This window comes from Oricola nitratireducens (assembly GCF_014904745.1).
Taxonomy (GTDB): domain Bacteria; phylum Pseudomonadota; class Alphaproteobacteria; order Rhizobiales; family Rhizobiaceae; genus Oricola; species Oricola nitratireducens.
The window spans coordinates 1-23,920 of record NZ_JACZCS010000048.1 but is presented as its reverse complement, the minus strand read 5'-3'; the positions used below and the strand labels follow the sequence as shown (position 1 = coordinate 23,920).

Genomic DNA, 23,920 nt, shown 5'->3' with positions numbered 1-23,920 from the left:
AATCATGGAATTTTCCCGCCTGACGAACAGAAGCATGGCCTTTGTCCTTGCCGGAGGCCGCGGCAGTCGCCTGAAGGAACTGACCGACAAGCGGGCGAAACCCGCGGTCTATTTCGGCGGCAAGACGCGCATCATCGACTTCGCCCTGTCCAACGCCCTCAACTCCGGCATTCGCAAGATGGCGATCGCGACCCAGTACAAGGCGCATTCGCTAATTCGCCATTGTCAGCGCGGCTGGAACTTCTTTCGCCCGGAACGCAACGAATATCTCGATATTTTGCCGGCTTCACAACGCGTTCAGGAAAACCAGTGGTATCTCGGAACGGCCGATGCCGTGACCCAGAACATCGACATCGTCGACAGCTATAACGTCGACTACGTTCTCATCCTTGCTGGCGATCACGTCTACAAGATGGACTACGAGATCATGCTGCGCCAGCATGTCGAGACCGGCGCGGACGTGACGGTCGGCTGCCTGACGGTTCCGCGCGAGGAGGCCAGCGCCTTCGGCGTCATGGCCATCGACGAGAAGGATCGCATCACCGCTTTTCTCGAAAAGCCCGCCGATCCGCCGGGTACGCCGGAAGACCCGAACGTCGCGCTCGCCTCGATGGGGATCTATGTGTTTTCCTGGCCTTTCCTGCGCGACTTGCTGCTTGCAGACGCCGACAATCCCGATTCGAGGCATGATTTCGGCGGCGATCTGATCCCGGAAATCGTCAAGAAGGGCAAGGCCGTCGCCCATCGTTTCGGCCAGAGCTGCGTCAGGCACGTGCCGGAAGCACCGGCCTATTGGCGCGATGTCGGCACGGTCGATGCGTTTTGGAAGGCCAATATCGACCTCACGGACTTCAATCCCGACCTCGACCTGTGGGATCGCAACTGGCCGATCTGGACCTATTCGGAAAGCGTGCCGCCGGCGAAATTCATCCATGACGAGGAAACGCGCCGCGGCACCGCCGTCTCCAGCCTCGTCTCCGGTGGCTGCATCATCTCCGGTACCGAGGTGCGCAACTCGCTCCTCTTCACCGGCGTTCACTCCAATTCCTACTCCGTTCTCGACCACGCGGTCGTGCTGCCCTACGCCGTCATCGAACGGTCGGCGCGGTTGACAAACGTCGTCATCGACCGAGGCGTGGTCATCCCGACCGGTCTCGTCGTCGGCGAAGATCCCGAAGAGGACGCGAAATGGTTCCGCGTCAGCGAGAACGGAATAACCCTGATCACCCAGGATATGCTCGACAGGAGAGCCGCCGGATGAGAAATGCCCTGTCGGTGGCGTCGGAATGTGCGCCGCTGGTCAAGACCGGAGGCCTCGCGGATGTCGTCGGCGCGCTGCCTGGCGCGCTCGCGGCGCAAGACTGGAAATTACGTACGCTCCTGCCAGGTTATCCGGCCGTCATGAAGGTGCTCGGTCGCAAGGGTAGCGAGGTCTGGAGCGACGACGCTCTCATGGGCGGACCGGCGCGGGTGATCGCCGCCAAGGTGGCCGGTGTCGATCTGCTGATCCTCGACGCGCCGCATCTCTATGACCGGGAAGGCTCGATCTATCTCGGTCCCGACGGGCGCGACTGGACGGACAATCCGGAGCGCTTCGCCGCGTTGAGCTGGGTCGCGGCGCGGATCGCGGTCGAGGGGATCAAGGACTGGCGGCCGGAGGTGTTGCATCTGCATGACTGGCAGGCCGCGCTCACACCTATCTATCTGCGCGAGATGGAAGCGTCGCACCAGGTCGGGACGCTCCTGACCATCCACAACATAGCCTTTCACGGCATGGCTCCCGTCGCGCGGCTCAAGGATCTGCGGCTGCCGCAATGGGGGTTTCATCCCGACGGCTTCGAATATTACGGCCAGATCAATGCATTGAAGGCCGGCCTCGTCTTCGCCGACAAGCTGTCGACGGTGAGCCCGACCTATGCCCGCGAACTGATGTTGCCCGATTTCGGCATGGGGCTCGATGGCGTGCTGCGCGCGCGTCAGGCGGATCTGGTCGGAATCCTCAACGGCATCGACGAAACCGTCTGGAATCCCCAGACCGATCCGCAGGTGTCGCGCTACAAGTCGCCCAAGCGCAAGGCGGAGAATCGCACGGCGCTGATTACGGAACTGGGCCTTGCCGCCAAGGACGGGCCGCTTGCCGTCGTCATCTCGCGCCTGACCCACCAGAAGGGCCTCGATGTCCTGTTGCAGGCGCTGCCGGCCTTCGTTGAGCGCGGCGGTCAGGTGGCGATGTTGGGGTCCGGCGAGGCCGAGCTCGAAAAGGCCTGGCTCAAGGCGGCGGATACCATGCCGGAGGTTTCGGTGCATATCGGCTACAACGACGAACTGTCGCATCGCCTGATGGCCGGCGGCGATGCCGTTATCGTTCCGTCGCGTTTCGAGCCTTGCGGCCTGACCCAGCTTTACGGCCTGCGCTATGGCACGATTCCGGTCGTCGCGCTGACGGGCGGGCTCGCCGACACCATCATTCCCGCAAACGACGCGGCGATCACGGCCGGCGTCGCCACCGGGCTGCAATTCCACCCGGTCAATGCCGGCGCGCTTTCCGGCGCGCTTCTGCAGCTTTGCGACCTTTACGCCGACAAACCGGTTTGGGATCGCATGCAACGCAACGCGATGCGCCATCCCGTCGGCTGGGCAGCATCCGCGCCGCGCTATGCCGCGCTTTATGAAAGCCTCGGTTCGAGCACATGAGTGACGAATTCACGATTTGCGCCGGTAGTGCGGCGCCCATCGGTGCGACCTTTGATGGCGACGGGGTCAATTTCGCGGTGTTCTCCGAACATGCGAGCAGCATGACGCTGTGCCTGTTCTCCGAAGACGGCAAGAAGGAAACTGCCCGTATCGACCTGCCGGAGCGCGATGGCGATGTCTGGCATGGTTACGTTCCGGGCCTGCGGTCGGGCCAGCTCTATGGCTACCGCGCGCACGGTCCCTACCGCCCCGACGAGGGACACCGCTTCAATCCGAACAAGCTCCTGCTCGATCCCTACGCCAAGCGGCTGACCGGCCACCCGAAATGGTCGACCGTTCTGATGGGCTACGAGGCCGGGTCCAAACGCGACGATCTGAGCTTCGATACGCGCGACAGTGCGCCCTTCATGCCCAAATGCGTCGTCGCCGATCCAGCCTTTTCGTGGGGTGAGGATTGCGCGCCGAACGTGCCTGTCGCCGAGACGGTTATCTACGAGGCGCATGTGAAGGGCATGACGCAGCGGCATCCGGCGGCGACGCCGCCCGGCACCTTTCTCGGCCTGTCGTCGGAGCCGATGCTCGACTACCTGGTCAAGCTCGGCATCACCTCGATCGAGCTTCTGCCGTCGCAGGCCTTCCTCGACGACCAGTTCCTGACGGCGAAGAATTTGACGAATTACTGGGGCTACCAGACGATCGGTTTCTTCGCCCCCGAGCCGCGTTACCTCAACGACTCCTCGATCGCCGAGTTCCAGACCATGGTGGCGCGGTTTCATGCCGCGGGGATCGAGGTCCTGATGGACGTCGTCTACAACCACACCGGCGAGGGCAGCGAACTCGGCCCGACCCTTTCGTTCCGCGGCCTCGACAATCGCAGCTACTACCGGCTCGAACGCAATCCGCGCTACTACGTTAACGACACCGGCACCGGCAACACGCTCAACCTCGATCATCCCATGGTACTGCGCATGGTGATGGACTCGCTGCGCTACTGGGTCGAGTACATGCATGTCGACGGTTTCCGCTTCGACCTCTGCTCGACGCTCGGGCGCACCGACGCCGGCTTCGATCGCGGCGCCTCATTCTTCGACGCGGTGCGCCAGGACCCGGTCCTCGCCCGGGTGAAGCTGATCGCCGAGCCCTGGGACATCGGTCCCGGCGGCTATCAGCTCGGCGCCTTTCCGCCGCCCTTCATGGAGTGGAACGATCGCTTCCGGGACGGCGTGCGCCGGTTCTGGCGCGGCGATCCGGGCCGTGCGCCGGATCTCGCCGACCGCTTGACCGGATCGGCGCTGCAGTTCGATCATTCCGGCCGGCCGGCGACCTCGTCGGTCAACTTCATCTCCGCCCATGACGGCTTTACGCTGGCCGATGTCGTCGCCTACAACCACAAGCACAACGAGGCCAATGGGGAGCACAACGCCGACGGCCACAACGAGAATTTTTCCGACAATATGGGCATCGAGGGCGAGACCGCCGATATCGCCATCCTGTCGGCGCGCGCCCGCCGGCGCCGCAACATGATGGCGACTCTGCTGCTTGCCCAGGGCACGCCGATGATCCTCGCCGGCGACGAGGTCGGACACAGCCAGGGCGGCAACAACAACGCCTATTGCCAGGACAACGAGACGAGCTGGATCGACTGGGACAACGCCGACGAGGCGTTCCTTGGATTCACCCGGCACATGATCGCGTTCCGCAAGGCCCATCCGATCCTGCGCCAGAAGCGTTTCCTGCATGCCCGCGAGCGCGTCATCGACGGCAAGGAAGACCTGTTCTGGCGGCGCGCCGACGGCGAGCCGATGGCCAGCTCCGACTGGGAGGATCCCCAGTTGCGCCTTGTTTGCGTCGAGATGCGCACCGCGTCCGGCACGCCGCGTTACGCCGCGCTCGAATACGCGATCTTCGCCGTCTTCAACGCCGGGCCGGCCACCGAGGTCATCGTCCCGCAGGAGCCGCCCGGCCAGATCTGGTGCCTGCAGATCGACACCGCCCATCCCGATACGGAAGCGAAACCCGTTCACGGCGGCAAGATTACCGTTACCGAGGAATCGGTCGTCGTCCTGGTTCTGGAGAAGGCGGCGTGAGCGAGGCGCTGGAGGCCCTGGCCACCGAAGCCGGGCTGGTCTGGCGCTACAATGACGGTTCGAACCAGTGGCGCGAAGCGCCGGCGGAAAGCCTGCGGGCCGTGCTGGCCGCGCTCGGATACGGCGCCGATAACGATGCCGCGGCCTGGGAAAACGTGCATTTCCTGCGCGAGGATCGTGCCCGTCGCCGGTTGCCCGAATGGTTGGTACTATCCGCTGACCGACCGACGCATATCGAATTCTGCGGCGATGGGTCGCCCGAGTGGCGGCTGCATTTCGAAAACGGCGATGCCGCCGAAGGCCGGTCAGACGGCCGGATCGAATTCGAGCGGCTTCCGGCGGGACGCCACGCGCTTCATGTCGGTGACGACACGACGACGTTGCTCGTCGCGCCCGACCGTCTCGATGAACCGCCGCGCGCCTGGGGCGTCATGGCGCCGCTCTACGGCCTGAAGCCGGAGTCGGGCGGCGGACTCGGCAGCTACGGCGATCTGGCCCGCGCGGCGCGAACGCTCGGCGGCCTCGGCGCGTCCTTTCTCGGCATCAATCCGGTTCACGCCGGTTTTCCGGAAGACCCGCTCAATTTTAGCCCTTACGCGCCGTCGAGCCGACGGCACCTGAACGTCAATCACATCGCGGTCGAGGGCGATGCCGGAACCTGCGACGGCGACCTGATCGATTATCCCGCCGCGCTCGCCGCAAGGCGCGATGCGCTGGAAGCGGATTATGCCCGTTTTGCGGCGGGCGGTAGCGATCCGGCTTTCGCGGCATGGCGCGCGGCGCGTGGCGAGGAACTCGCCCGCTTCGCGATCCACCAGGCCCTGTCCGGCGTCCATGGTGCCTATTGGACCGACTGGCCGGAGGAATTGCGCGATCCGAGAAACGTGGCGGTGCAGGACTTCGCTGCGGCCAATGCCGATCACGTTCGCTTCCATGCCTGGCTGCAATGGCGCGCGGAAACGCAACTCGGCGGCGCGCAGAAGGCGGCGCAGGATGCCGGCATGCATTACGGACTTTATCTCGATCTTGCCGTCGGCACTCATCCGGCCGGGGCCGAGACCTGGGCCGATCCGTCGCTGTTTGCGCGCGGCGTGTCGCTCGGCGCGCCGCCGGACGCGTTCTCGCCGGACGGCCAGGTCTGGGGCGTCGCGCCACTGTCGCCGCGCGCGCTTGCCGATACCGGGTTCTGCGTGCTCGCCGAGACGCTGCGCGAGCAGTTCCGTTTTTCGGGCCTTTTGCGCATCGACCATATCCTCGGCTTCGACCGCGCTTTCTGGTGTCCAGAGGGATTGCCTGGCCTCTACGTCTCCATGCCGAAGGCGGCGATGCTGGCGGTCGCCCGCATCGAGGCGGCGCGCGCCGGCGCGGCGATCATCGGCGAAGACCTCGGCAACATCCCCGAAGGACTGCGCGCCGACCTCGACACGTCGGGCATTCTCGGCTGCCGCGTCGCGATCTTCGAGCGCGACTGGCACGGCTCGCGCGGCTTTCTGCCATCCTCGTCCTACGACGCGCAGACGCTGGCCTCGTTTGCGTCGCACGACCTGCCGACCTGGCTGGGCTGGCGCAAGGGGCTCGATATCGCGTGGCGCGAGAGGCTCGGGCACATGGATCCGGGCGCCGCGCAGTTCGAAACCGAACAGCGCCACGGCGATGTCGCGGCCTTCGATGACATGGTCGGCGATCATTCCGGATCGCCCGACACCATGCACGCCTTTCTGGCCAATGCCAGTTCACGGCTTGTCGCGCTGCAGGTTGAGGATATTCTGGGGGTCGAGGAACAGGCCAATCTGCCCGGCACCGTCTTCGAACATGCGAACTGGCGCCGCCGCCTGCCGGTTGCAGCGTCCTGCTTCGCGGATGACGAACGGTTCCGGCGCACGGCGGACATCATGGCCCGGTCAGGGCGATAGGAGGAATGGATGCAGCGTATCACCGTCCAGACGACGCCGATCGAGGGGCAGAAGCCCGGCACCTCCGGATTGCGCAAGAAAACCCGCGTCTTCATGGGCGCGCACTATCTGGAGAATTTCGTCCAGGCGATCTGGGCCGGTATCGGCGGCGTAGCCGGCAAGACGCTCGTCCTCGGCGGTGACGGACGATACTTCAACGACCGCGCCGCCCAAGTGATCCTGCGCATGGCGGCGGCGAGCGGCGCGAAAAAGGTCATCGTCGGCCAGAATGCGCTGTTGTCGACTCCGGCTGCCTCCAACCTGATCCGTATCCGCAAGACCGGCGGCGGCATCATCATGTCGGCAAGCCACAATCCCGGCGGGCCGGAAGAGGATTTCGGCGTCAAGTTCAACACGCCGAACGGCGGTCCGGCGCCGGAGGACGTCACCAACCGCATCTTCGAGGCAACCAGACAGGTAACGTCCTACGATATCGTCGAGACCCAGGACATCGACCTGTCGCGGCTGGGCGCCATGCGGCTTGCCGGCATGGAGATCGAGATCGTCGATCCCGTCGCCGACTATGCGGCGCTGATGGAAACACTGTTCGACTTCGATGCCATCCGCGGCCTTCTCGCGTCCGGCTTCCGGCTGCGTTTCGACGCCATGCATGCGGTCACCGGACCTTATGCGAAGGCGATCCTGGAGGAAAAACTCGGCGCACCGGCGGGCAGCGTCGTCAACGCCGTCCCGTCGCCCGATTTTGGCGGCGGCCATCCCGACCCGAACCCGATCTGGGCCAAGGAGCTGATGGACGCCATGTTCGCCGCCGACGCCCCGGATTTCGGCGCGGCGTCGGACGGCGACGGCGACCGCAACATGATCGTCGGCCGCGGCATCTACGTGACGCCGTCGGACAGCCTCGCCGTGCTGGCCGCAAACGCCCATCTGGCGCCGGGTTACGCTGCGGGGCTGAAAGGCGTCGCACGCTCCATGCCGACCAGCCGCGCGCTCGACCGCGTCGCCGCCGCCAAGGGGCTCGATTGCTACGAGACGCCAACCGGGTGGAAGTTCTTCGGTAATCTGCTCGACGCCGGCCGCGTCTCGCTGTGCGGCGAGGAGAGCGCCGGCACGGGCTCCGACCATGTCCGCGAAAAGGACGGTCTCTGGGCCGTTCTGCTGTGGCTCAACATCATCGCCGTCAAACGCCAGGCGGTTGCCGACATGATGACGGTACACTGGTCCGAATTCGGCCGGAACTACTATTCGCGCCACGATTACGAAGGCGTCGAGACGGACAAGGCGAACACGCTGGTGGATGATCTGCGCGCCAGGCTCGCCGATCTGCCCGGCAAGGTCTTTTCCGGGCTCACGGTCGAGACGGCGGACGAGTTCGCCTATGACGATCCGGTCGACGGTTCGCGGTCGGAAAATCAGGGCATCCGCGTGGCCTTCGAGGGCGGCGCGCGCATCGTCTATCGCCTGTCCGGTACCGGAACCGTCGGCGCGACGCTACGCGTCTATCTCGAGGACGTCGAGTCCGATCCGGCGAAGATGCATCGGGACGCCCAGGAGGCGCTGTCGGCCGTGATATCCGCCGCCGACGAGATCGGCGGGATTACCCGTTTCACCGGCCGGTCGGAGCCTGACGTCCGCACCTGAAAGAATTGTTAGCCGGCTATCGGACGATATCCGAATTTCCTGACTGAGCTGGTGCAGGGTGCAACGGTCCGGAAAGCTTTTATGGGCGTGCTCCAGCGTTTCATAATTTGCCGGCTAAAGATTGTCCGGTCGACCGCCGATCGCGATCTCGAAATCAACGCCGCGCCATGCGTCACGTTCGGGAAAATAGAACGTGAATTTCAGTTTCCCGATTTTTGCGAGTTGCGCGGCGGTGAATTCGACTCCGTGAAATCCGAAGGCGGTCGGCGCCGAACGCCGGTCCGCGGCGAGATCCCAGCCGTCGCGGCCCGAGTGCAGCACAAAGGGTTCGGTCGCCTCGATCAGCAGCGCCCGGCCGGCGGGCAGGGTCCTGAACGGGCACGTCTCGCGCCAGTGCCAGCGCGTCGCGCCGCGCCACTTGCCGCCGTAGCGATTCTCGACCGCATCCAGCAGTTCCGCCGGCCGTCCGTTGGCCTGCGCGGCGAGCAGTTTCAGGAATTCCGCATGCGCCCAGACCAGCGGCATGGCGCTGCCGGCCGGTTTTCCCGGTTCGAGGCCCAGCTCCGGGATGGGTGCACTATCCCAGATCTGCTCGGGGATCAGGCCACCCGGACTGGTCATGCGGGTCATGGCGTCGAGATAGGGTGAGGCATCCTCGCCCGCAGCGACCGCGTAATGGCCGCGCTCGCCCGTCAGGAGCGGCCACGGCCGTCCGACGCCGGTGCCGTCGAAATGCGACCCGTCCTCGTGTTCGCCGTATCCGTCGCCATTGTAGCGGTAATAGCACGGACCGCTCGGCGTATCGGCGCGCAGCATCGCGTCGATGACCTTGACCGTGTCGGTCACGCGCTTGTCGTTGGCTGCGCGCAGCCCGGTGCGGACCAGATAGAGGAATTCCAGCCCGACGATATCGCTGGCGGGAATGCTGCCTTGCACCCTGTTGCGCACGCTGATCGTGGCGTGAAGCCCGCCCTCGTTCTCGGGTGGCGCCAGCCGTACATAGTAGCCGTCGACGTCATAATCGGCGCAGTAGGGCCCGCCGTCCGAATAGGTCCATTCCTCGATGCATTCGTTCCAGCTGTCGGCGAGCGACAGCAGGTAGTCGCGCTCGGCGTCCCCGAACGCTTCGGATGCGGCGACGAGCGCACAGATCGAAACGGCGAGCGTGAACGGGCTTGCGCCCGCATTTTCCTCCCAGCGGTCCTGCGGGCTGATCGGGCCGTTTCTTGCAAGGAACTCCGCCGCCTTCCCCACCATCGCGTCCGCAGCGTCGGAATGGTGCGATCGGCCGCGCGCGTTCAGCTTTGCCGCCAGCAATATCGGCAGCGCCACCTCGTCGAGCTGGCGCCCGCTCCAGTAACCGCGCCCGTCTGGGAAATAATTCTGCGGCCAGCTTCCGTCGTCGGCCTGCGTGCCGATGAGGTAATCGAGCGTGCGCAACGCGTCGTCGACCTGCCCGACCGCGATCATCGCGAGCGATGCCTCCACCGTGTCGCGCGTCCAGACGAGATGATATCCGCCGGTGTCGTCGTGGCGGTTGCCCCACGGCACGCTCAGGCTGGCGACGATCGCGCCGGCATAGGTGCGGTCCTCATGCACCTTGATGACGGTGGCCGACAGTTCCGCTTCACGCGCCATGCCGGGCGACGTGTCGGGCAGGCTCAGCGTCCGGGCCCAGTTTTCCCACTGCTCGACGAAGATGCGCCGCGTTTCGTCGTAGTCGTCGGCAAGGCTGGACCGGGCGAGCGTTCGCGCGCCTTCCGGCGTTTCCGCGAAGCCAAGCGCCATCGTGCCCGACGCGACCGGGAGTTCGCCCATCATCGCGATATTGCCATCCCCGGCATGCCGATATGTCCACGTCATCGCGCCGTTGCGGGCGAAGTCCTGCCATCCGTCTGAAAAGCCGGCATAGCCGACACTGGTGCGCGAGAAGCCGGCATCGCTGCGCAGGCACAACGCCGTTCCGTCGTCACGGGCGAGGAGATCCTCGCCGGCCAGTGCGCTGTTGTTGCGCGCCCCCGCCAGATGCGGCGCGAGCAGGGCATAGAGGCGAAATCCGTCGCCGTACAGCGTGTGGCGGATCATCAGCACATCGCGCAGGGGATGGACGAGAAACTCCAGCTCGAGCCGGAAGCCATCACCTTCGTGAACGACATGCGGCAGGGGCACGCAGGCCTGCGGCGTCGTGATCGAATATCGGTATGCGCGCTTGAGTTCTGTCCAGCCGTCCGGACCGGCGACGATGAAACCCAGGTCGCGGATTTGTGGATGGCCCGTCGACGGCCAGTAGACTTCGTTGACGATTCCGTGTCCGAAGGTCGCCCAGATACGGCTCGTTCCGAGCGCTGTCGAGACGGCGTCCTTGGCGCTTGACGACCATGTCGGATCGATGCCGGGCTTGCCCGGCGGTTCCGGTTCCGCGCTCATCGTGGCCGTCTTTTTCCGGTTCCGCACATGGCCTGACACTAGTCTTCGATTGTGGCGCCGGCAAAGCCGAATATGGTCCAAAAGCCTCACAAATAATTAATGACCCATGAGTTCAATAAGGGCTGGTGCAGGCGCCCCAAAATCGTATAGGTTGCTCCGCGAACCCGATTCCGCGAACTGCGACGCAAGGATGATAAGCCGATGATGGGACTGTTGTGCGCGCTTCCGCTCGTGGCTAGCCTGTTCACTGCCTGCGCGGAGCCGAGCGGCGCCGCCGTTGGCTATGTCGAAGGTGACTATGTCCTGATCGCGCCCATCGAGGCCGCGCAGATCGAATCCGTCGAGGTCCGCCGCGGCGACCGTGTCGAATCCGGCCAGGTTCTTGCCCGCATGGAGCGTCAGGAAGCCGAGATCGCCGTCGCCCAGGCGAAAGCCTCTCTGGCGCAGGCGAGGAGTCAGGTTTCCGACCTGAAGGTCGGCAAGAGGCCCGAGGAAATCCAGATGGTCAGGGCTTCGCTCAATTCGGCGCGCGCCCAGGCCGACGAGGCGCGCCGGGTTCTCGCCCGCCAGAAGGACCTGCTGGCGCAGGGAATCACCTCGCAGGCGAGTTACGACTCCGCGGCCACCAGTCTGGAACTGGCGAACGCCAAAACCGCCGAACTGGAGGCCAATCTCGCCGTCGTGCAACTGCCGGCGCGCCCCGACGCCATCGCGGCGGCAGAGGCCGCCGTCGACCAGGCCCAAGCGGTTCTGGACAACGCCAAATGGCGGCTCGGCAAGCGAACGGTGGAATCGCCGGTGGACGGCATGGTCTTCGACGTGATCCGCAATGACGGCGACACGGCCGGCCCGCAGGCGCCGATCATTTCGGTTCTGCCCGACGGGGCGACCAAGCTGCGCGTCTATGTGCCGGAAACCGCGCTGTCCTCGATTTCGGTCGGGACGAAGCTCGACGTGCGCTGCGACGGCTGCACTCCGGGCATGCATGCGACAATCAGCTATATCTCCGACGAGCCCGAATTCACGCCGCCCGTCATCTATTCGCTCGATAACCGCCAGAAGCTCGTCTATCTCGTCGAGGCGCGGCCGGACGAGACGGCGCGCGCGCTGAAACCCGGCCAGATCGTCGACGCCATCATTCCGGAGCAGAAATAGTGGACGTCATCGATGTCCGGAACATGGTCAAGCGCTATTCCGGGCGCGCCGTCGTCGACCACGTCTCGATGAAGGTCGCGGAAGGCGAAATCTCCGGCTTCCTCGGCCCGAACGGCTCCGGCAAAACCACGACCATCCGCATGATGTGCGGCCTGCTGACGCCGGACGAGGGCGACGGCGAGGTTCTCGGTTTCGACATTCGCAACGAGGGCCGGCGCATCCGCCGCGAGGTCGGCTACATGACGCAGCGCTTCTCCTTTTACGAGGATCTGTCGATCGAGGAGAACCTCAATTTCGTCGCCCGGCTCTACGAACTCCATCCCGTGCGGACCTATGTCCGCGACACGCTGGCGGATCTCGGACTGACCGAGCGTCGCCGCCAGCTTGCCGGCCAGCTGTCGGGCGGCTGGAAACAGCGTCTCGCGCTTGCCGCCTGCGTCATGCACAAGCCGAAACTGCTGCTGCTCGACGAACCGACCGCCGGCGTCGATCCGAAGGCGCGGCGCGAATTCTGGGACGAGATCCACGAACGCGCCGCCGGCGGCATAACCGTGCTGGTTTCGACCCACTACATGGACGAGGCCGAGCGCTGCCATCGCATCCATTATATCTCCCACGGCAAGGTGCTGACGAGCGGCACGGTCGACGAGGTCGTCTCGGAAGCCGGATTGACCACCTACGTTCTCGAAGGGACCGGCCTCGCGCAGATCATGCATGAGCTGCAGGGCGCGCCGGGCGTCGATCAGGTCGCGCCCTTCGGCACCACGCTGCATGTGGTCGGCCGCGACGCGGACCGGTTGCGCCAGACAATCGAGAAGCTGGCGACGGACGGCGTCACCGCGCGTCCGGGCGTCACCAGCCTCGAGGACGTCTTCATCCAGCTCATGGGCAACCCGGGAGGGCAGCCGTCGTGATTCCCGGATTCTCCTTCCGTCGTCTTGGCGCGATCCTCGACAAGGAATCGATCCAGATGCGGCGCGACCGCATCACCTTCGCCATGATGCTCGGTATCCCGCTGATCCTGCTGGTGCTGTTCGGTTTCGCGATCAACAACGATCCCAAGCACCTGCCGACCGCGCTGGTGACGACCAGCCAGGATCACTACACCCGCGCCATGGTCACGGCGCTGGAGATGACCGGCTACTATCACTTCAACCACATCGTCCAGACTGCCGAGGAAGCCGAGAAGCTGTTCGAGAGGGGCGAGGTATCGTTTGTCGTCACGATTCCGTCGGACTTTGCCCGCCGCGTCCAGCGCGGCGATCATCCGCAGATTCTCATCGAGGCCGACGCGACCGATCCCTCCGTTGCCTCGGGCGCCGTTTCCACGCTCGGCACCGTTGCCGCCCAGGCGTTGCTGCGCGAGCAACCGGCCGCCGCAGAGGCCGCAGCCGCGCTGGACAGCCAGCTCCAGGTGGTCGTGCACAAGCGCTACAATCCCGAAGGCATCACCCAGTACAACGTCGTGCCCGGTCTCCTTGGGGTGATCCTGCAAATGACCATGGTGATGATGACCTCCATCGCTCTGACCCGCGAACTCGAGCGCGGTACCATGGAAAACCTGCTCTCCCTGCCGGCGACGCCGCTGGAAATCATGCTCGGAAAGATCCTGCCCTATCTCATCGTCGGCGCGGTTCAGGTCGCGGTGATTCTCGTCGCCGCCAAGGTGCTGTTCTCCGTACCCTTCGTCGGCGGACTCGGCCTGCTGCTCGCCGGTGTGCTGATCTTCGTCCTGGCGCTGGTGCTGCTCGGCTACACGATTTCCACCTTTGCGCGCACGCAGATGCAGGCGATGCAGTTGACCTTCTTCTTCTTCCTGCCGTCGATCCTGCTCTCCGGCTTCGTCTTCCCGTTCCGCGGAATGCCCGTTTGGGCGCAATGGCTTGGGGAATTGCTGCCGCTCACCCATTTCCTGCGCATGGTGCGCGCGGTGATGCTCAAGGGCGCGACCTTCGACACGGTAGCCAACCATATCGCCGCGCTGATCCTCTTCGTCCTGGTCCTGTCCGGTATCGCGTTGCTCCGCTTCCGCCGTACCCTCGACTGATACCGGTTCCTTCTCGTCGATTGACGAAGGTCAATGTGGTGGCGGGCGTTGAATCGCATTACCATGCATGAAACGATCGCAACCGGGGCGGACGAGAATGGAGCAGGCAAGTGGCTGACGGGACGAAGAAACCTCCCGTTGCGGCACAGCGCGCCGGCCGCGTCGTCGCCGTGCGCGGGCCCGTGCTTGACATCGAGGTCGAGGGCGGTCTGCCCGAGATCAACGAGGCGGTCCTCGTCAATGCCGGCGCGACCACCATCGTTGCCGAGGTGCAGGCGCATCTCGGCGAGACCTTGGTCCGCGCGATCGCGCTGGAACCGACCCAGGGCCTGTGGCGCGGCGCGCCGGTGACGCTGACCGGAAACCCGGTCATGGCCCCGGTCGGCGAGACCGTGCTCGGGCGCCTGGTCAACATGCTTGGCGATCCTGCCGATAACGGCGAACCGTTCGGCCCCGAGACGCCGCGCCGCCCGATCCATCGTCCTGCGCCGACGATTGCGCGTCAGACGGCCGCGACCGACATCTTCGAAACCGGGATCAAGGTGATCGATCTGCTGGCACCGCTCGCCCAGGGCGGCAAGGCGGCGATGTTCGGCGGCGCCGGCGTCGGCAAGACGGTCTTGGTGATGGAGCTGATCCACGCCATGGTGTCGGGCTACGAGGGCATTTCCGTTTTCGCGGGCGTCGGCGAACGCTGCCGCGAGGGCCACGAGATGCTCAACGAGATGAAAAGCTCGGGCGTCCTCGACCAGACGGTTCTGGTCTACGGCCAGATGAACGAGCCGCCCGGCACGCGTTGGCGCGTGCCGCTGACGGCGATGACCGTCGCGGAATATTTCCGCGACGAGAAGGCACGCAATGTGCTTCTCCTGATGGACAATGTCTTCCGCTTCATCCAGGCGGGGTCGGAGGTCTCCGGCCTGCTCGGGCGCATGCCGTCGCGTGTCGGTTATCAGCCGACGCTGGAAACCGAGGTTGCCGACCTGCAGGAGCGCATCGCCTCGGTCGGCAATGCCTCGGTGACCGCCATCGAGGCGGTCTATGTGCCCGCCGACGATTTCACTGATCCGGCGGTCGGCGCGATTGCCAGCCATGTCGATTCCATGGTTGTGCTGTCGCGCCAGCTCGCCGCCGAAGGCATCTATCCGGCGATCGATCCGATCGCCACGACGTCCGTCCTGCTCGATCCGCTGGTCATCGGCCAGGAGCACGCCGATGTCGCCGGCCGGGTGCGCGAGGTGATCGAGCATTACCGCGAACTGCGCGACGTCATTGCCCTTCTCGGCGTCGAGGAGCTTGGCGCCGAGGAGCGCCGCGCCGTCGGGCGCGCCCGACGCCTGCAGCGTTTTCTCACCCAGCCCTTTTTCGTCGCCGCGGCCTTTACCGGCGCGCCCGGCCGCTCGGTGTCTGTTGCCGACACGGTTGCCGGCTGCCGCGCCATCCTCGACGGCGAATGCGACGACTGGGAGGAAGGTTCGCTCTACATGATCGGCAATCTGGAAGAGGCGCGCGAAAAGGAGATGGCGGCGCGCAAGAAGGCCGGAAAGGCTGCGGCATGACCAGGCACACCATGTCGCTGATCGTCACGACGCCGCTGCAGGTCGTCGTCAGCGCCGACAAGGTCACCTCGTTTCGCGCCGCCGACGACAGCGGCGATTTCGGCATCCTGCCGGGCCACGCCAATCTCCTGAGCGTGCTCAAGTCCTGCGTCGTGCGCTGGCGCGAGGCCGGCGATGACTGGCGCTTCTGCGCGCTTTATGGCGGCGTCATCACGGTCGAGGACGGAAAAACGATCCGCATCGCCTGCCGCGAAGGTGTCGTCGGCGCCGATCTGCTCGCGCTGGAAACGGAAGTGGAACAGAAACGTGCGGTCGAATCCCAGGCCGCGAGTACAGCCCGCGTCAGCCAGGCGCGCTTGCATGCGCGTGCGATCCGGCAAATCATGCGCCATCTGTCCACCGACCACGGCATGTCCGTCAGCTCCTCAATGGACGAGATATTCCAATGAGCGACGACAAGAAGGCGAAAGAACAGAACCATCTGAGCCAGGCTGCGCGCGAGGCCGCCGACCGCGACGAACTCCTGGTCAGGGACCCGGAACCGTCGCTCGCCCGCCGTTTCGGCCAGATCGGCATTCTCGGCTGGATGATCGTCACGCCGGTGCTGGGTGCCGTTCTGCTCGGCCACTGGATCGACAGGATGTTTCATACCGGCATAGTCTTTTCCACCGCGATGACCATGCTGGGTGCCGCTCTCGGCCTGTGGCTCGCCTTTCGCTGGATGCGTGAACAATGAACCTGCTTGCGCCGCACGACCTGACTGCCTTTTCGCCCGCCTGGATCGCGGCGGCGCTGATCGCGCTTGCGGTGGGTTACGGCGCGGGCCTGTTCCATTTCCGGTCGCTGAAGACGGTGGCGAAGCGCATCCTTGACGGCGACTGGACCGCCGTTCTTATTCAGGTCGCACGGCTTGCGGTCCTTGGTGGCCTTCTCTTCCTGTTTACGCGATGGGGCGCTCATGTCCTGATCGCCGGCGCCGCCGGCATCCTGCTGGCGCGCCGCCGTGTCCTGTCGCAAACGGAGGCCGAACTGTGAACGACTCTCCGCTTTCCGTTCAGGTTGCCTTCCATATCGGGCCGGTCCCGGTCACCACGATCGTCGTGACGACCTGGTTCGTGATGGCCGGGCTGACGCTTGCCGCGGTCCTGCTGACGCGCCGTTTGCGTTTCGTGGCCGGTTCGGTACAGACGGTGCTGGAGCTGATCGTCATCACGGTCGACGCGCAGATCGAAGGGACGATGCAGCGCGATCCCGCGCCCTACCGCGTCCTGGTCGGAACGCTGTTTCTGTTCATACTCGCGGCGAACTGGACGTCGCTGGTGCCGCATATCGAGCCGCCGACCGCGCATCTGGAAACCGACGCCGCGCTCGCTTTCGTCGTCTTTGTGGCAACGATCTATCACGGCATCCGCGTCAACGGTCCGCTGGGCTACCTGAAGACATTCGCCGAACCGTCATGGGTGATGATCCCGCTCAATCTCATCGAACAGATCACCCGCACATTCTCGCTGATGGTGCGCCTGTTCGGCAACGTGATGAGCGGCGTCTTCGTCATCGGCATCGTGCTATCGCTCGCGGGCCTCCTCGTACCGATCCCGCTGATGGCGCTCGACCTGCTGACGGGCGCCGTCCAGGCTTACATTTTTGCCGTGCTCGCCACGGTCTTCATCGGCGCGGCCGTCGGTGAAGGCAATGGCGCGGCACGCCTGCCGGAAAGCGGCAAGGACATTCGAAAGGAAACCGACTGATGGACTATATCAAGATCGTGAGCATCATTGCCGCCGCGCTGGCGGTGTCGTTCGGCGCTATCGGCCCGGCGCTCGCCGAGGGACGCGCCGTGGCTGCCGCCATGGACGCGATCGCGCGCCAGCCCGAAGCCGCCGGAACATTGTCGCGCACGCTCTTTGTCGGCCTCGCCATGATCGAGACCATGGCGATCTACTGTCTCGTCATCGCGCTGCTGCTGCTCTTCGCCAATCCCTATACCCTCTAGGAAAGTCCTGTTTTCATGGAGTTCGACTGGTGGACCTTCTTTTTCGAGGTCGTCAATATCGGGGTCTTGCTGTGGCTTCTCGCCCGCTTCCTGTTCCGCCCCGTCGCGCGCATCATCGACGAGCGCAAGGCCGAGACGGCGCGTGTCCTTGAAGACGCCGGGAAGGCCAGGAAAGCCGCCGACGAAGCCGAGGCCGAGGCCCGCGCCGAGCGCGACCGCATCCACGCCGAGCGGGTCGATTTGCTGGAAAACGCTCGCGCCGAGGCCGAAGCGCAGAAGAAGGACTTGCTGATGAAGGCCCGGCGTCAGGCCGACGAGGTCGTGGGCAAGGTGCGCGCCGCCGCCGAACAGGCCGCCGAGGAGGAACGCGAGCAACGCATCAGGCGGGCATCCGAATTGTCGGTTGCCATTACCCGGCGGCTCATGGACAGCCTGCCCGCCGACGCGCGCATCGACGGTTATGCCGAACGTTTGGTCGAGGCGCTTGCCGCGCTTGGCGCGGACGAACGGGCCGCGGTGCTTGCCGCCGGCGAAGATCTGCGGCTTGTCGCGCCGCGAGAATTGAGCAAGGCGGAATTGGCGGCGGTGACGAAGAAGATCGCCTCGGCGGTGCCGCATGACGGGCAGCTTCCGGTCGAGGTCGATCCCTCGCTGATCGCCGGGCTCGAACTGCGTTCGCGCCACGGCGTGGTCCACAACTCGCTCGCCGCCGACCTGGGGCGCGTGGCGGAGGCTCTGGCCAGCGATGAACAAGCCTGATCCCCGCAAACCCGCCGGCGAAACGGCGCTTGAGAACCTGTTCGGGGTCATCGACCGCGTCCAGCTCGGTCCGGAGGCCGAAGCGATCGGTCGCGTCACCCAGATCGCCGACGGGCTCATCCATGTTTCCGGCCTCGGTTCGGCGCGCCTCGGTGAATTGCTGGCCTTCGAGGATGGCAGCCGCGCCTTTGTACTCAATCTCGATGTCGACAGCCTGCAGGCGGCGCTGCTCGATCCCGGCGTCGAAATCGAAGCGGGCGATCCCGTCCACCGCACTCATGCCCTTGTCAGCATACCGGTCGGCGAAGGCCTTCTCGGCCGGGTGATCGACCCGCTTGGCCGCCCGCTCGACGAGGGCGGACCGGTCGAGGCGGCCGGCTACGAACTGATCGAGAAGCCCGCCCCGTCCATCATCGACCGCGATTTCGTCTCCGAGCCCGTCGAAACGGGAATCCTGGTCATCGACGCGCTCTTCGCGATCGGGCGCGGCCAGCGCGAACTGATCATCGGCGAGCGTGCGACCGGCAAGACGTCGATCGCCGTCGACACGATCATCAACCAGAAAGACAGCGACCTCGTCTGCGTCTATGTTGCCATCGGCCAGCGGACGACCGCCGTGCGCCGCGCGATCGATGCTATCCGCGAAAAGGGCGCGCCCGAACGCTGCGTCTTCGTCGTTGCGCCGGCGACGGCCGAACCCGGCCTGCGCTGGCTCGCACCCTTCGCCGGCATGACCGTCGCGGAATATTTCCGCGACCGGGGCGGCCATGCGCTGATCGTCCTCGACGATCTGACCAAGCATGCCGTGACCCACCGCGAACTGGCATTGTTGGCGCGCCAGCCGCCGGGCCGCGAAGCCTATCCCGGCGACATATTCTACCTGCATGCGCGCCTGCTCGAACGTGCCGCCAAGCTGTCTCCGGCAAAGGGCGGAGGTTCGCTCACCGCGCTGCCGATTGCGGAGATCGAGGCCGGAAACCTGTCGGCCTATATCCCGACCAACCTGATCTCTATCTCCGACGGCCAGATCGTCCTGTCGAACCAGTTGTTCGCGGCCAATCAGCGCCCCGCCGTCGATATCGGTCTGTCGGTCAGCCGCGTCGGCGGCAAGGCGCAGACCGATGCCCTCAAGGAGGTCGCCGGAAAGGTGCGCCTCGACTACGCGCAATATCTCGAGCTGCGGGTGTTCTCGCGCTTTGGCGGATTCGGCGACGAATCGCTGAAAAAACGCATTGCCCATGGCGACCGCATCGGGGCGTTGCTGGCGCAGCGCCGTCTTTCACCTCTCGGCCCAGCGGACCAGGTGGCGTTGCTCGCGGCGCTCGACGCCGGCACGCTCGAGGACGTGCCGCTCGATGCCATCGAGACGGTCAAGGACATCCTGCCCGCCGTCATCAGCGCCAATCCCGCGCTCGCCGAATTCCGGGCCGATCCGCAGAAACTCACCGAGGAGATTCGCGCTATCCTCGTCGATTGCGTCCGGCAGGCGGCAGCAAGGGCGCAGAAGCCCGTGCCCGCGGCGCCCGGCTGATGCCCCATCTCGACGAAATCAGGGACCGGATCGCCAATGTCGGCCAGATCGAGGGCGTCATTGTCGCCATGCGGGCGATGGCGGCCGCTCATGCCCAGGAGGCCCGCAAGCACCTGCGCGCCATCCGCGAGCACGAGGCGACGGTAGCCCGGTCCATGGCCGAAGCCCTGTCGATGGCGCCGGCCGGCGAATCCGGGCCACCGCCGCGCGGAGCCATCAGGCATCTGCGGATCGTGGTTGGCGCGGCGCAGGGCTTCAGTGGCCTCTACAACGAGAGGATCGTCTCCGGCGCACTCGAACTCGGCGAGAAGGGAGAAAACCGCTGCTTCATGCTCGTCGGCCAGCGTTGCCTGTCGGAGTTCGCCGAGCGCGGCATCACGCCGGACTGGTCGGCCAGCATGGTCGCCCATGCGGCGGAAGTGCCGGCGCTTGCCAGCAACATCGTCGATGCGCTGTTTTCGCGACTCGACAGCGGCGAGGTGCAGAGCGTCAGCGTTGTCTATGTCGATCCGGACTCGTCCGGACAGGCATTGACCGTGCGGACGCTGATGCCGTTCGATTTCAGCCGCATCGAGCGGGCCCAGAGCCTCGTTCCGCCACTCACCATGATCGACCCGCAATTGCTGATCGCGCGCCTTGTCGAGGAGTATGTCTTTACCGAGATCTGCGAGGCGCTGATGCTCGGATTTGCCGCCGAGAACGATGCCCGCATGAACGCCATGACGCGGGCGCGCTCCAATGTGAAGCACATCGCCCAGGATTTGCAGCGCAAGTTCCACCAGGCGCGCCAGGAAGAGACGACCACCGAGATCATCGAACTGTCGTCCGGCGCGTCCTGATCCCGGCGCAGGTTACCCGACGCGTCGCTTGTCGCTCACGTCTTCCAGATCGCGATCCGCCGCAGTCGAAGACGTGCCGCAAGGGCGGGCGCTGTCCGGATCGATATAGGGGCGGCCCTCCGCGACCCTGGAAATGGTGCGCCCGGTTTCGCCGGACTCGCAGATCAGCCGATTCTGGTCGATGACGCGAAACAGCCGCGATCCCTTGACCTCAATGATGTTTTGTCGCGCAAGCGACTGGAAATTCCGGCTCAGCGTCTCGACGGTAGTGCCGAGTACTTCGGCGAGGTCGCGCCGGTCGAGGATCAGCTTGACATATGCTCCGTCGCGCGTCGCCGTCTCTTGGCCGGTGCTCGTGCCGGCGCGCGAAGCCATGACGGCCAGGAAGGTGGTCAGCCTTTGCATGGTCGTGCGTCCCGATATCAGCGCGAGCCAGACACGCATCCAGTCCAGTTCGTCCATCGTGGCCTTGAGCAGGCGCGCCTCGATTGCCGGCTGCGCCGCCAGCAGCTTGTCGAAGACCGTCCGGTCGATGCAGCAGATCGCCGCATCCGTGACGGCCTCGCAGGAAAAGCCGAGCCTTTCCGTCGTCAGGCGTCCGCAAAAGGCGGAGGGGTAAAGCAGGCCGACAATGCTTTCGCCGCCATCGGCGCGGTTGTTCACCAGCTTGACCACGCCTTGCACGACAATGCCGACAAAGGGCGGGTTATGCTCCGGCGACATGATCGTCTGGCCCCGCTCGAAATTTTTCAGGTGCGAATGCCGGTCGAGTTCGGCGAGCGCCTGCCGGTCGGCGGCACCGCAAATCCCGTTCTCCCGAACCGGGCAGACGTCGCATTTCGATGTGGCGGGCCTCGTTGCGGAAAGAAAGTTCATCGCGGATCCAGGGATTGCACTCTTTCAAAATATGCAACAGTAATATGCCATTATTTCCATATACGGACATACCCGCGGCGTAAAATGGGCGAAAACTTCCCATGTCGCGAAATTGTCGCGCGGTCGCGGTCAAGTAATCCGATATTCGCGATACGGATATGACAGCCGGCGCCTTCAGGGCACGAGCACGATGGCTCCGCTGACATTGCCCGCGCGGAGCCTGGCAAGCGCTTCGTTCGCCTGCTCCAGCGGCATCGTGGTCACCGACGTATCGATATGGACGCGTGCGGCGATCTGCATGAATTCCCGCGCATCGTCGCGCGTCAGGTTGGCGATCGAGCGGACAACCCGTTCGCCCCACAGGATGCGGTAGGGCATCGACGGGATGTCGCTCATGTGGATTCCGCCGAGGACAACGGTGCCGCCTTTCTCGACGGCCTCAAGCGCGACCGGCACGAGCGGCCCGACCGGCGCGAAGATGATCGCGGCTTCCAGCGGGACCGGCGGAAACGCGTTCGAACCGCCGGCCCACACGCAGCCGAGTGACCGCGCGAAGTCCTGCGCCGTTGTATCGCCCGGGCTGGTGAAGGCATAGATCTCCCGGCCTTCCGCGATCGCCACTTGGGTGATGATGTGCGCGGCCGCGCCGAAACCGTAGATGCCGATGCGCCGCGCCTCGCCCGCTGCCTTAAGGCAGCGGTGTCCGATCAGCCCGGCACACAAAAGCGGCGCCGCATGCGCGTCGTCGTAGCTGTCCGGCAGGGCAAAGCAGAAGTCGGCGTCGGCAACCGCATGCGTCGCGTAGCCGCCGTCGATCTGGTAGCCGGTGAACCTGGCCTCGTCGCACAGGTTCTCGCGCCCGCTGTCGCAGAAATGGCAATGCCCGCAGACATGGCCGAGCCACGGAATGCCGACGCGCTGGCCGACGGCGAAATCCGAGACGCCGTCGCCGGTTTGCAGCACGTGGCCGACAATCTCGTGGCCTGGAACCACCGGGATCTTCGGGTCGGGCAGATCGCCGTCGATGAGATGAAGGTCGGTCCGGCAGACGGCGCAGGCGGAAATCCTGACCAGCAATTGCGCCGGGCCGGGCGCGGGAACTTCGCGCTCAACCATCTTCAGCGGCTTGCCAACCCCCTCAAACTGCATTGCCCGCATCATGATCTTGCTTCCGTTTTCCGGATCGAAACGCGTTCGGTGCGTGAAACACGCAACGTCATGTTTCTTTTGAAGAATAACTGTAGCGAATGAATGCGGGCCGGTTCAATGACGGCGATCAACTTGACCGTTGATACACGTCGTAGCCGTGCTACGGTGGCGCCGACGGGACGGAAAAAGCGGTTCGGGAAAAAGAGATGTAAAAGTCATCACTTCCCAACGGCGAAAAGTTCGGCTTGTATTGCGGTTCTGGTTTTTTGAAGGAGTGAAGTGATGAAAAATTTCAGCAGGATAATGGGCGGCACGGTCGTCTCGACGGCTCTTCTCCTCGGCTCGGTTTCGATGGCATTCGCCTCCAACGCCTGCCAGGTGACGGACACAGGCGGTGTGGATGACCGGTCGTTCAACCAGTTGGCCTGGGAAGGCGCGCAGCGCGCTGCCAAGGACTTCGGTATGGAAGCCAAGGTCTTGGAGTCCAATGCCGAAACGGACTACGTTCCCAACATCAACTCGCTCTTGTCCCAGGACTGCGCAATTATCGTGACGGTCGGCTTCTTGCTCGGCGACGCCACCAAGGCGGCCGCCGAAGCCAATCCGGACCAGAAATTCTCCATCGTCGACTACGCCTACGATCCGGCGATCCCGAACGTCCTTGGCCAGGTGTTTGCCACTCACGAGGCGGCTTTCCTTGCCGGCTACGTCTCGGCCGGTGTCAGCAAGACTGGCGTGATCGGCACCTTCGGCGGTATCAACATCGGTGGTCCAGTGACCGATTTCATGGACGGCTTCGTGTGGGGCGCGGAATACTACAATAAGCAGAAGGGCGCGTCGGTGAAGGTGCTGGGTTGGGATCCCGCAACGAAGGAAGGCCTTTTCGTCGGCAACTTTGAGTCGCTTTCCGACGGCCGTGATTTTGCCCAGAACCTCTACGATGAAGGCGCCGATATTGTCATGCCGGTCGCAGGCCCCGTCGGCATTGGTTCCGCGGCGCTTGCCGCCGAACTCGGTCCCGACAAGCTGAAGATTGTCGGTGTCGACGCCGATTGGTACTTGACCGATCCCGAACACAAGGGCGTCATCCTGACCTCGGTTCAGAAGAATGTCGACGCCACCGTCTATCAGGCGATCAAGGAGGTCTCCGACGGCTCCTTCAAGGGCGGTGTGCTGGTCGGTACATTCGCCAACGGCGGCGTCGGCCTCGCCCCGTTCCACGATTTCGAGGATGCAGTGCCCGCCGATCT

The 23,920-nt window shown here is 64.8% G+C and carries 21 protein-coding genes; 18 read left to right on the top strand and 3 right to left on the bottom strand.

Annotated elements, in window-relative coordinates:
- Window positions 1–4 precede the first annotated feature (4 nt).
- The 5 genes from glgC to IG169_RS19980 are packed head-to-tail and all read left to right on the top strand — an operon-like array spanning window position 5 to window position 8,335.
- On the top strand, window positions 5–1,261 hold the full coding sequence (gene glgC / locus IG169_RS20000; protein WP_193178032.1) for a glucose-1-phosphate adenylyltransferase: 1,257 nt from the start codon (window positions 5–7) through the stop codon (window positions 1,259–1,261).
- Window positions 1,258–2,694, top strand: a complete 1,437-nt coding sequence (glgA, locus tag IG169_RS19995; RefSeq protein ID WP_193178031.1) for a glycogen synthase GlgA — start codon at window positions 1,258–1,260, stop codon at window positions 2,692–2,694. The genes glgC and glgA overlap by 4 nt, the downstream gene beginning before the upstream one ends.
- Window positions 2,691–4,781: a glycogen debranching protein GlgX gene (gene glgX / locus IG169_RS19990; protein ID WP_193178030.1), complete on the top strand. Its 2,091-nt coding sequence runs from the start codon at window positions 2,691–2,693 to the stop codon at window positions 4,779–4,781. Before glgA ends, glgX begins: the two co-directional genes overlap by 4 nt.
- Window positions 4,778–6,694, top strand: coding sequence for a 4-alpha-glucanotransferase (malQ, locus tag IG169_RS19985; protein ID WP_193178029.1), 1,917 nt, complete (start codon window positions 4,778–4,780; stop codon window positions 6,692–6,694). Before glgX ends, malQ begins: the two co-directional genes overlap by 4 nt.
- A 9-nt stretch (window positions 6,695–6,703) precedes the next feature.
- Complete coding sequence (locus IG169_RS19980; protein ID WP_193178028.1) at window positions 6,704–8,335, top strand: alpha-D-glucose phosphate-specific phosphoglucomutase; 1,632 nt, start codon at window positions 6,704–6,706, stop codon at window positions 8,333–8,335.
- 114 nt (window positions 8,336–8,449) lie between these two features.
- Here the strand turns inward: IG169_RS19980 and IG169_RS19975 are convergent, their stop codons facing one another.
- A complete protein-coding gene (locus tag IG169_RS19975; RefSeq protein ID WP_193178027.1) occupies window positions 8,450–10,762 on the bottom strand; it encodes a glycoside hydrolase family 15 protein in 2,313 nt (770 codons plus the stop codon).
- Window positions 10,763–10,966: 204 nt separating this feature from the next.
- Here IG169_RS19975 and IG169_RS19970 point away from each other — a divergent pair, with 204 nt between their 5' ends.
- The 12 genes from IG169_RS19970 to IG169_RS19915 all read left to right on the top strand — a co-directional run bounded on the left by IG169_RS19970 (window position 10,967) and on the right by IG169_RS19915 (window position 20,645).
- A complete protein-coding gene (locus IG169_RS19970) occupies window positions 10,967–11,917 on the top strand; it encodes an HlyD family secretion protein (RefSeq protein ID WP_193178131.1) in 951 nt (316 codons plus the stop codon).
- Window positions 11,914–12,831: an ATP-binding cassette domain-containing protein gene (locus tag IG169_RS19965; RefSeq protein ID WP_193178130.1), complete on the top strand. Its 918-nt coding sequence runs from the start codon at window positions 11,914–11,916 to the stop codon at window positions 12,829–12,831. Before IG169_RS19970 ends, IG169_RS19965 begins: the two co-directional genes overlap by 4 nt.
- On the top strand, window positions 12,828–13,964 hold the full coding sequence (locus IG169_RS19960) for an ABC transporter permease (protein WP_193178026.1): 1,137 nt from the start codon (window positions 12,828–12,830) through the stop codon (window positions 13,962–13,964). Before IG169_RS19965 ends, IG169_RS19960 begins: the two co-directional genes overlap by 4 nt.
- Window positions 13,965–14,074: 110 nt before the next feature.
- Window positions 14,075–15,523 (top strand): F0F1 ATP synthase subunit beta, encoded by a 1,449-nt coding sequence (gene atpD / locus IG169_RS19955; RefSeq protein WP_193178025.1) that lies wholly within the window; start codon window positions 14,075–14,077, stop codon window positions 15,521–15,523.
- Window positions 15,520–15,972, top strand: coding sequence for a F0F1 ATP synthase subunit epsilon (locus IG169_RS19950; RefSeq protein WP_193178024.1), 453 nt, complete (start codon window positions 15,520–15,522; stop codon window positions 15,970–15,972). The genes atpD and IG169_RS19950 overlap by 4 nt, the downstream gene beginning before the upstream one ends.
- Entirely contained in the window at window positions 15,969–16,259 is a 291-nt protein-coding gene (locus tag IG169_RS19945) for an AtpZ/AtpI family protein (RefSeq protein WP_193178023.1), read from the top strand. The genes IG169_RS19950 and IG169_RS19945 overlap by 4 nt, the downstream gene beginning before the upstream one ends.
- Complete coding sequence (locus IG169_RS19940) at window positions 16,256–16,558, top strand: N-ATPase subunit AtpR (RefSeq protein WP_193178022.1); 303 nt, start codon at window positions 16,256–16,258, stop codon at window positions 16,556–16,558. The genes IG169_RS19945 and IG169_RS19940 overlap by 4 nt, the downstream gene beginning before the upstream one ends.
- Window positions 16,555–17,271 (top strand): F0F1 ATP synthase subunit A, encoded by a 717-nt coding sequence (locus IG169_RS19935; RefSeq protein ID WP_343225683.1) that lies wholly within the window; start codon window positions 16,555–16,557, stop codon window positions 17,269–17,271. The genes IG169_RS19940 and IG169_RS19935 overlap by 4 nt, the downstream gene beginning before the upstream one ends.
- Window positions 17,271–17,516 carry a F0F1 ATP synthase subunit C gene (locus IG169_RS19930; RefSeq protein WP_210326117.1) on the top strand — a complete coding sequence of 82 codons (246 nt, stop codon included), beginning with the start codon at window positions 17,271–17,273 and terminating at the stop codon, window positions 17,514–17,516. Before IG169_RS19935 ends, IG169_RS19930 begins: the two co-directional genes overlap by 1 nt.
- Window positions 17,517–17,531: 15 nt before the next feature.
- Window positions 17,532–18,275 (top strand): F0F1 ATP synthase subunit delta, encoded by a 744-nt coding sequence (locus IG169_RS19925; protein ID WP_193178020.1) that lies wholly within the window; start codon window positions 17,532–17,534, stop codon window positions 18,273–18,275.
- Window positions 18,262–19,806, top strand: coding sequence for a F0F1 ATP synthase subunit alpha (locus tag IG169_RS19920; protein WP_193178019.1), 1,545 nt, complete (start codon window positions 18,262–18,264; stop codon window positions 19,804–19,806). The genes IG169_RS19925 and IG169_RS19920 overlap by 14 nt, the downstream gene beginning before the upstream one ends.
- Window positions 19,806–20,645 (top strand): F0F1 ATP synthase subunit gamma, encoded by an 840-nt coding sequence (locus tag IG169_RS19915; RefSeq protein WP_193178018.1) that lies wholly within the window; start codon window positions 19,806–19,808, stop codon window positions 20,643–20,645. Before IG169_RS19920 ends, IG169_RS19915 begins: the two co-directional genes overlap by 1 nt.
- 12 nt (window positions 20,646–20,657) lie before the next feature.
- Here IG169_RS19915 and IG169_RS19910 read toward each other — a convergent pair whose 3' ends face one another.
- Window positions 20,658–21,521 (bottom strand): Crp/Fnr family transcriptional regulator, encoded by an 864-nt coding sequence (locus tag IG169_RS19910; RefSeq protein ID WP_193178017.1) that lies wholly within the window; start codon window positions 21,519–21,521, stop codon window positions 20,658–20,660.
- 174 nt (window positions 21,522–21,695) lie between these two features.
- Window positions 21,696–22,679: a zinc-dependent alcohol dehydrogenase family protein gene (locus IG169_RS19905; RefSeq protein ID WP_193178128.1), complete on the bottom strand. Its 984-nt coding sequence runs from the start codon at window positions 22,677–22,679 to the stop codon at window positions 21,696–21,698.
- Window positions 22,680–22,952: 273 nt separating this feature from the next.
- Here IG169_RS19905 and IG169_RS19900 point away from each other — a divergent pair.
- Window positions 22,953–23,920: BMP family ABC transporter substrate-binding protein (locus IG169_RS19900; protein ID WP_193178016.1), on the top strand; the 968-nt coding region annotated here is incomplete at its 3' end.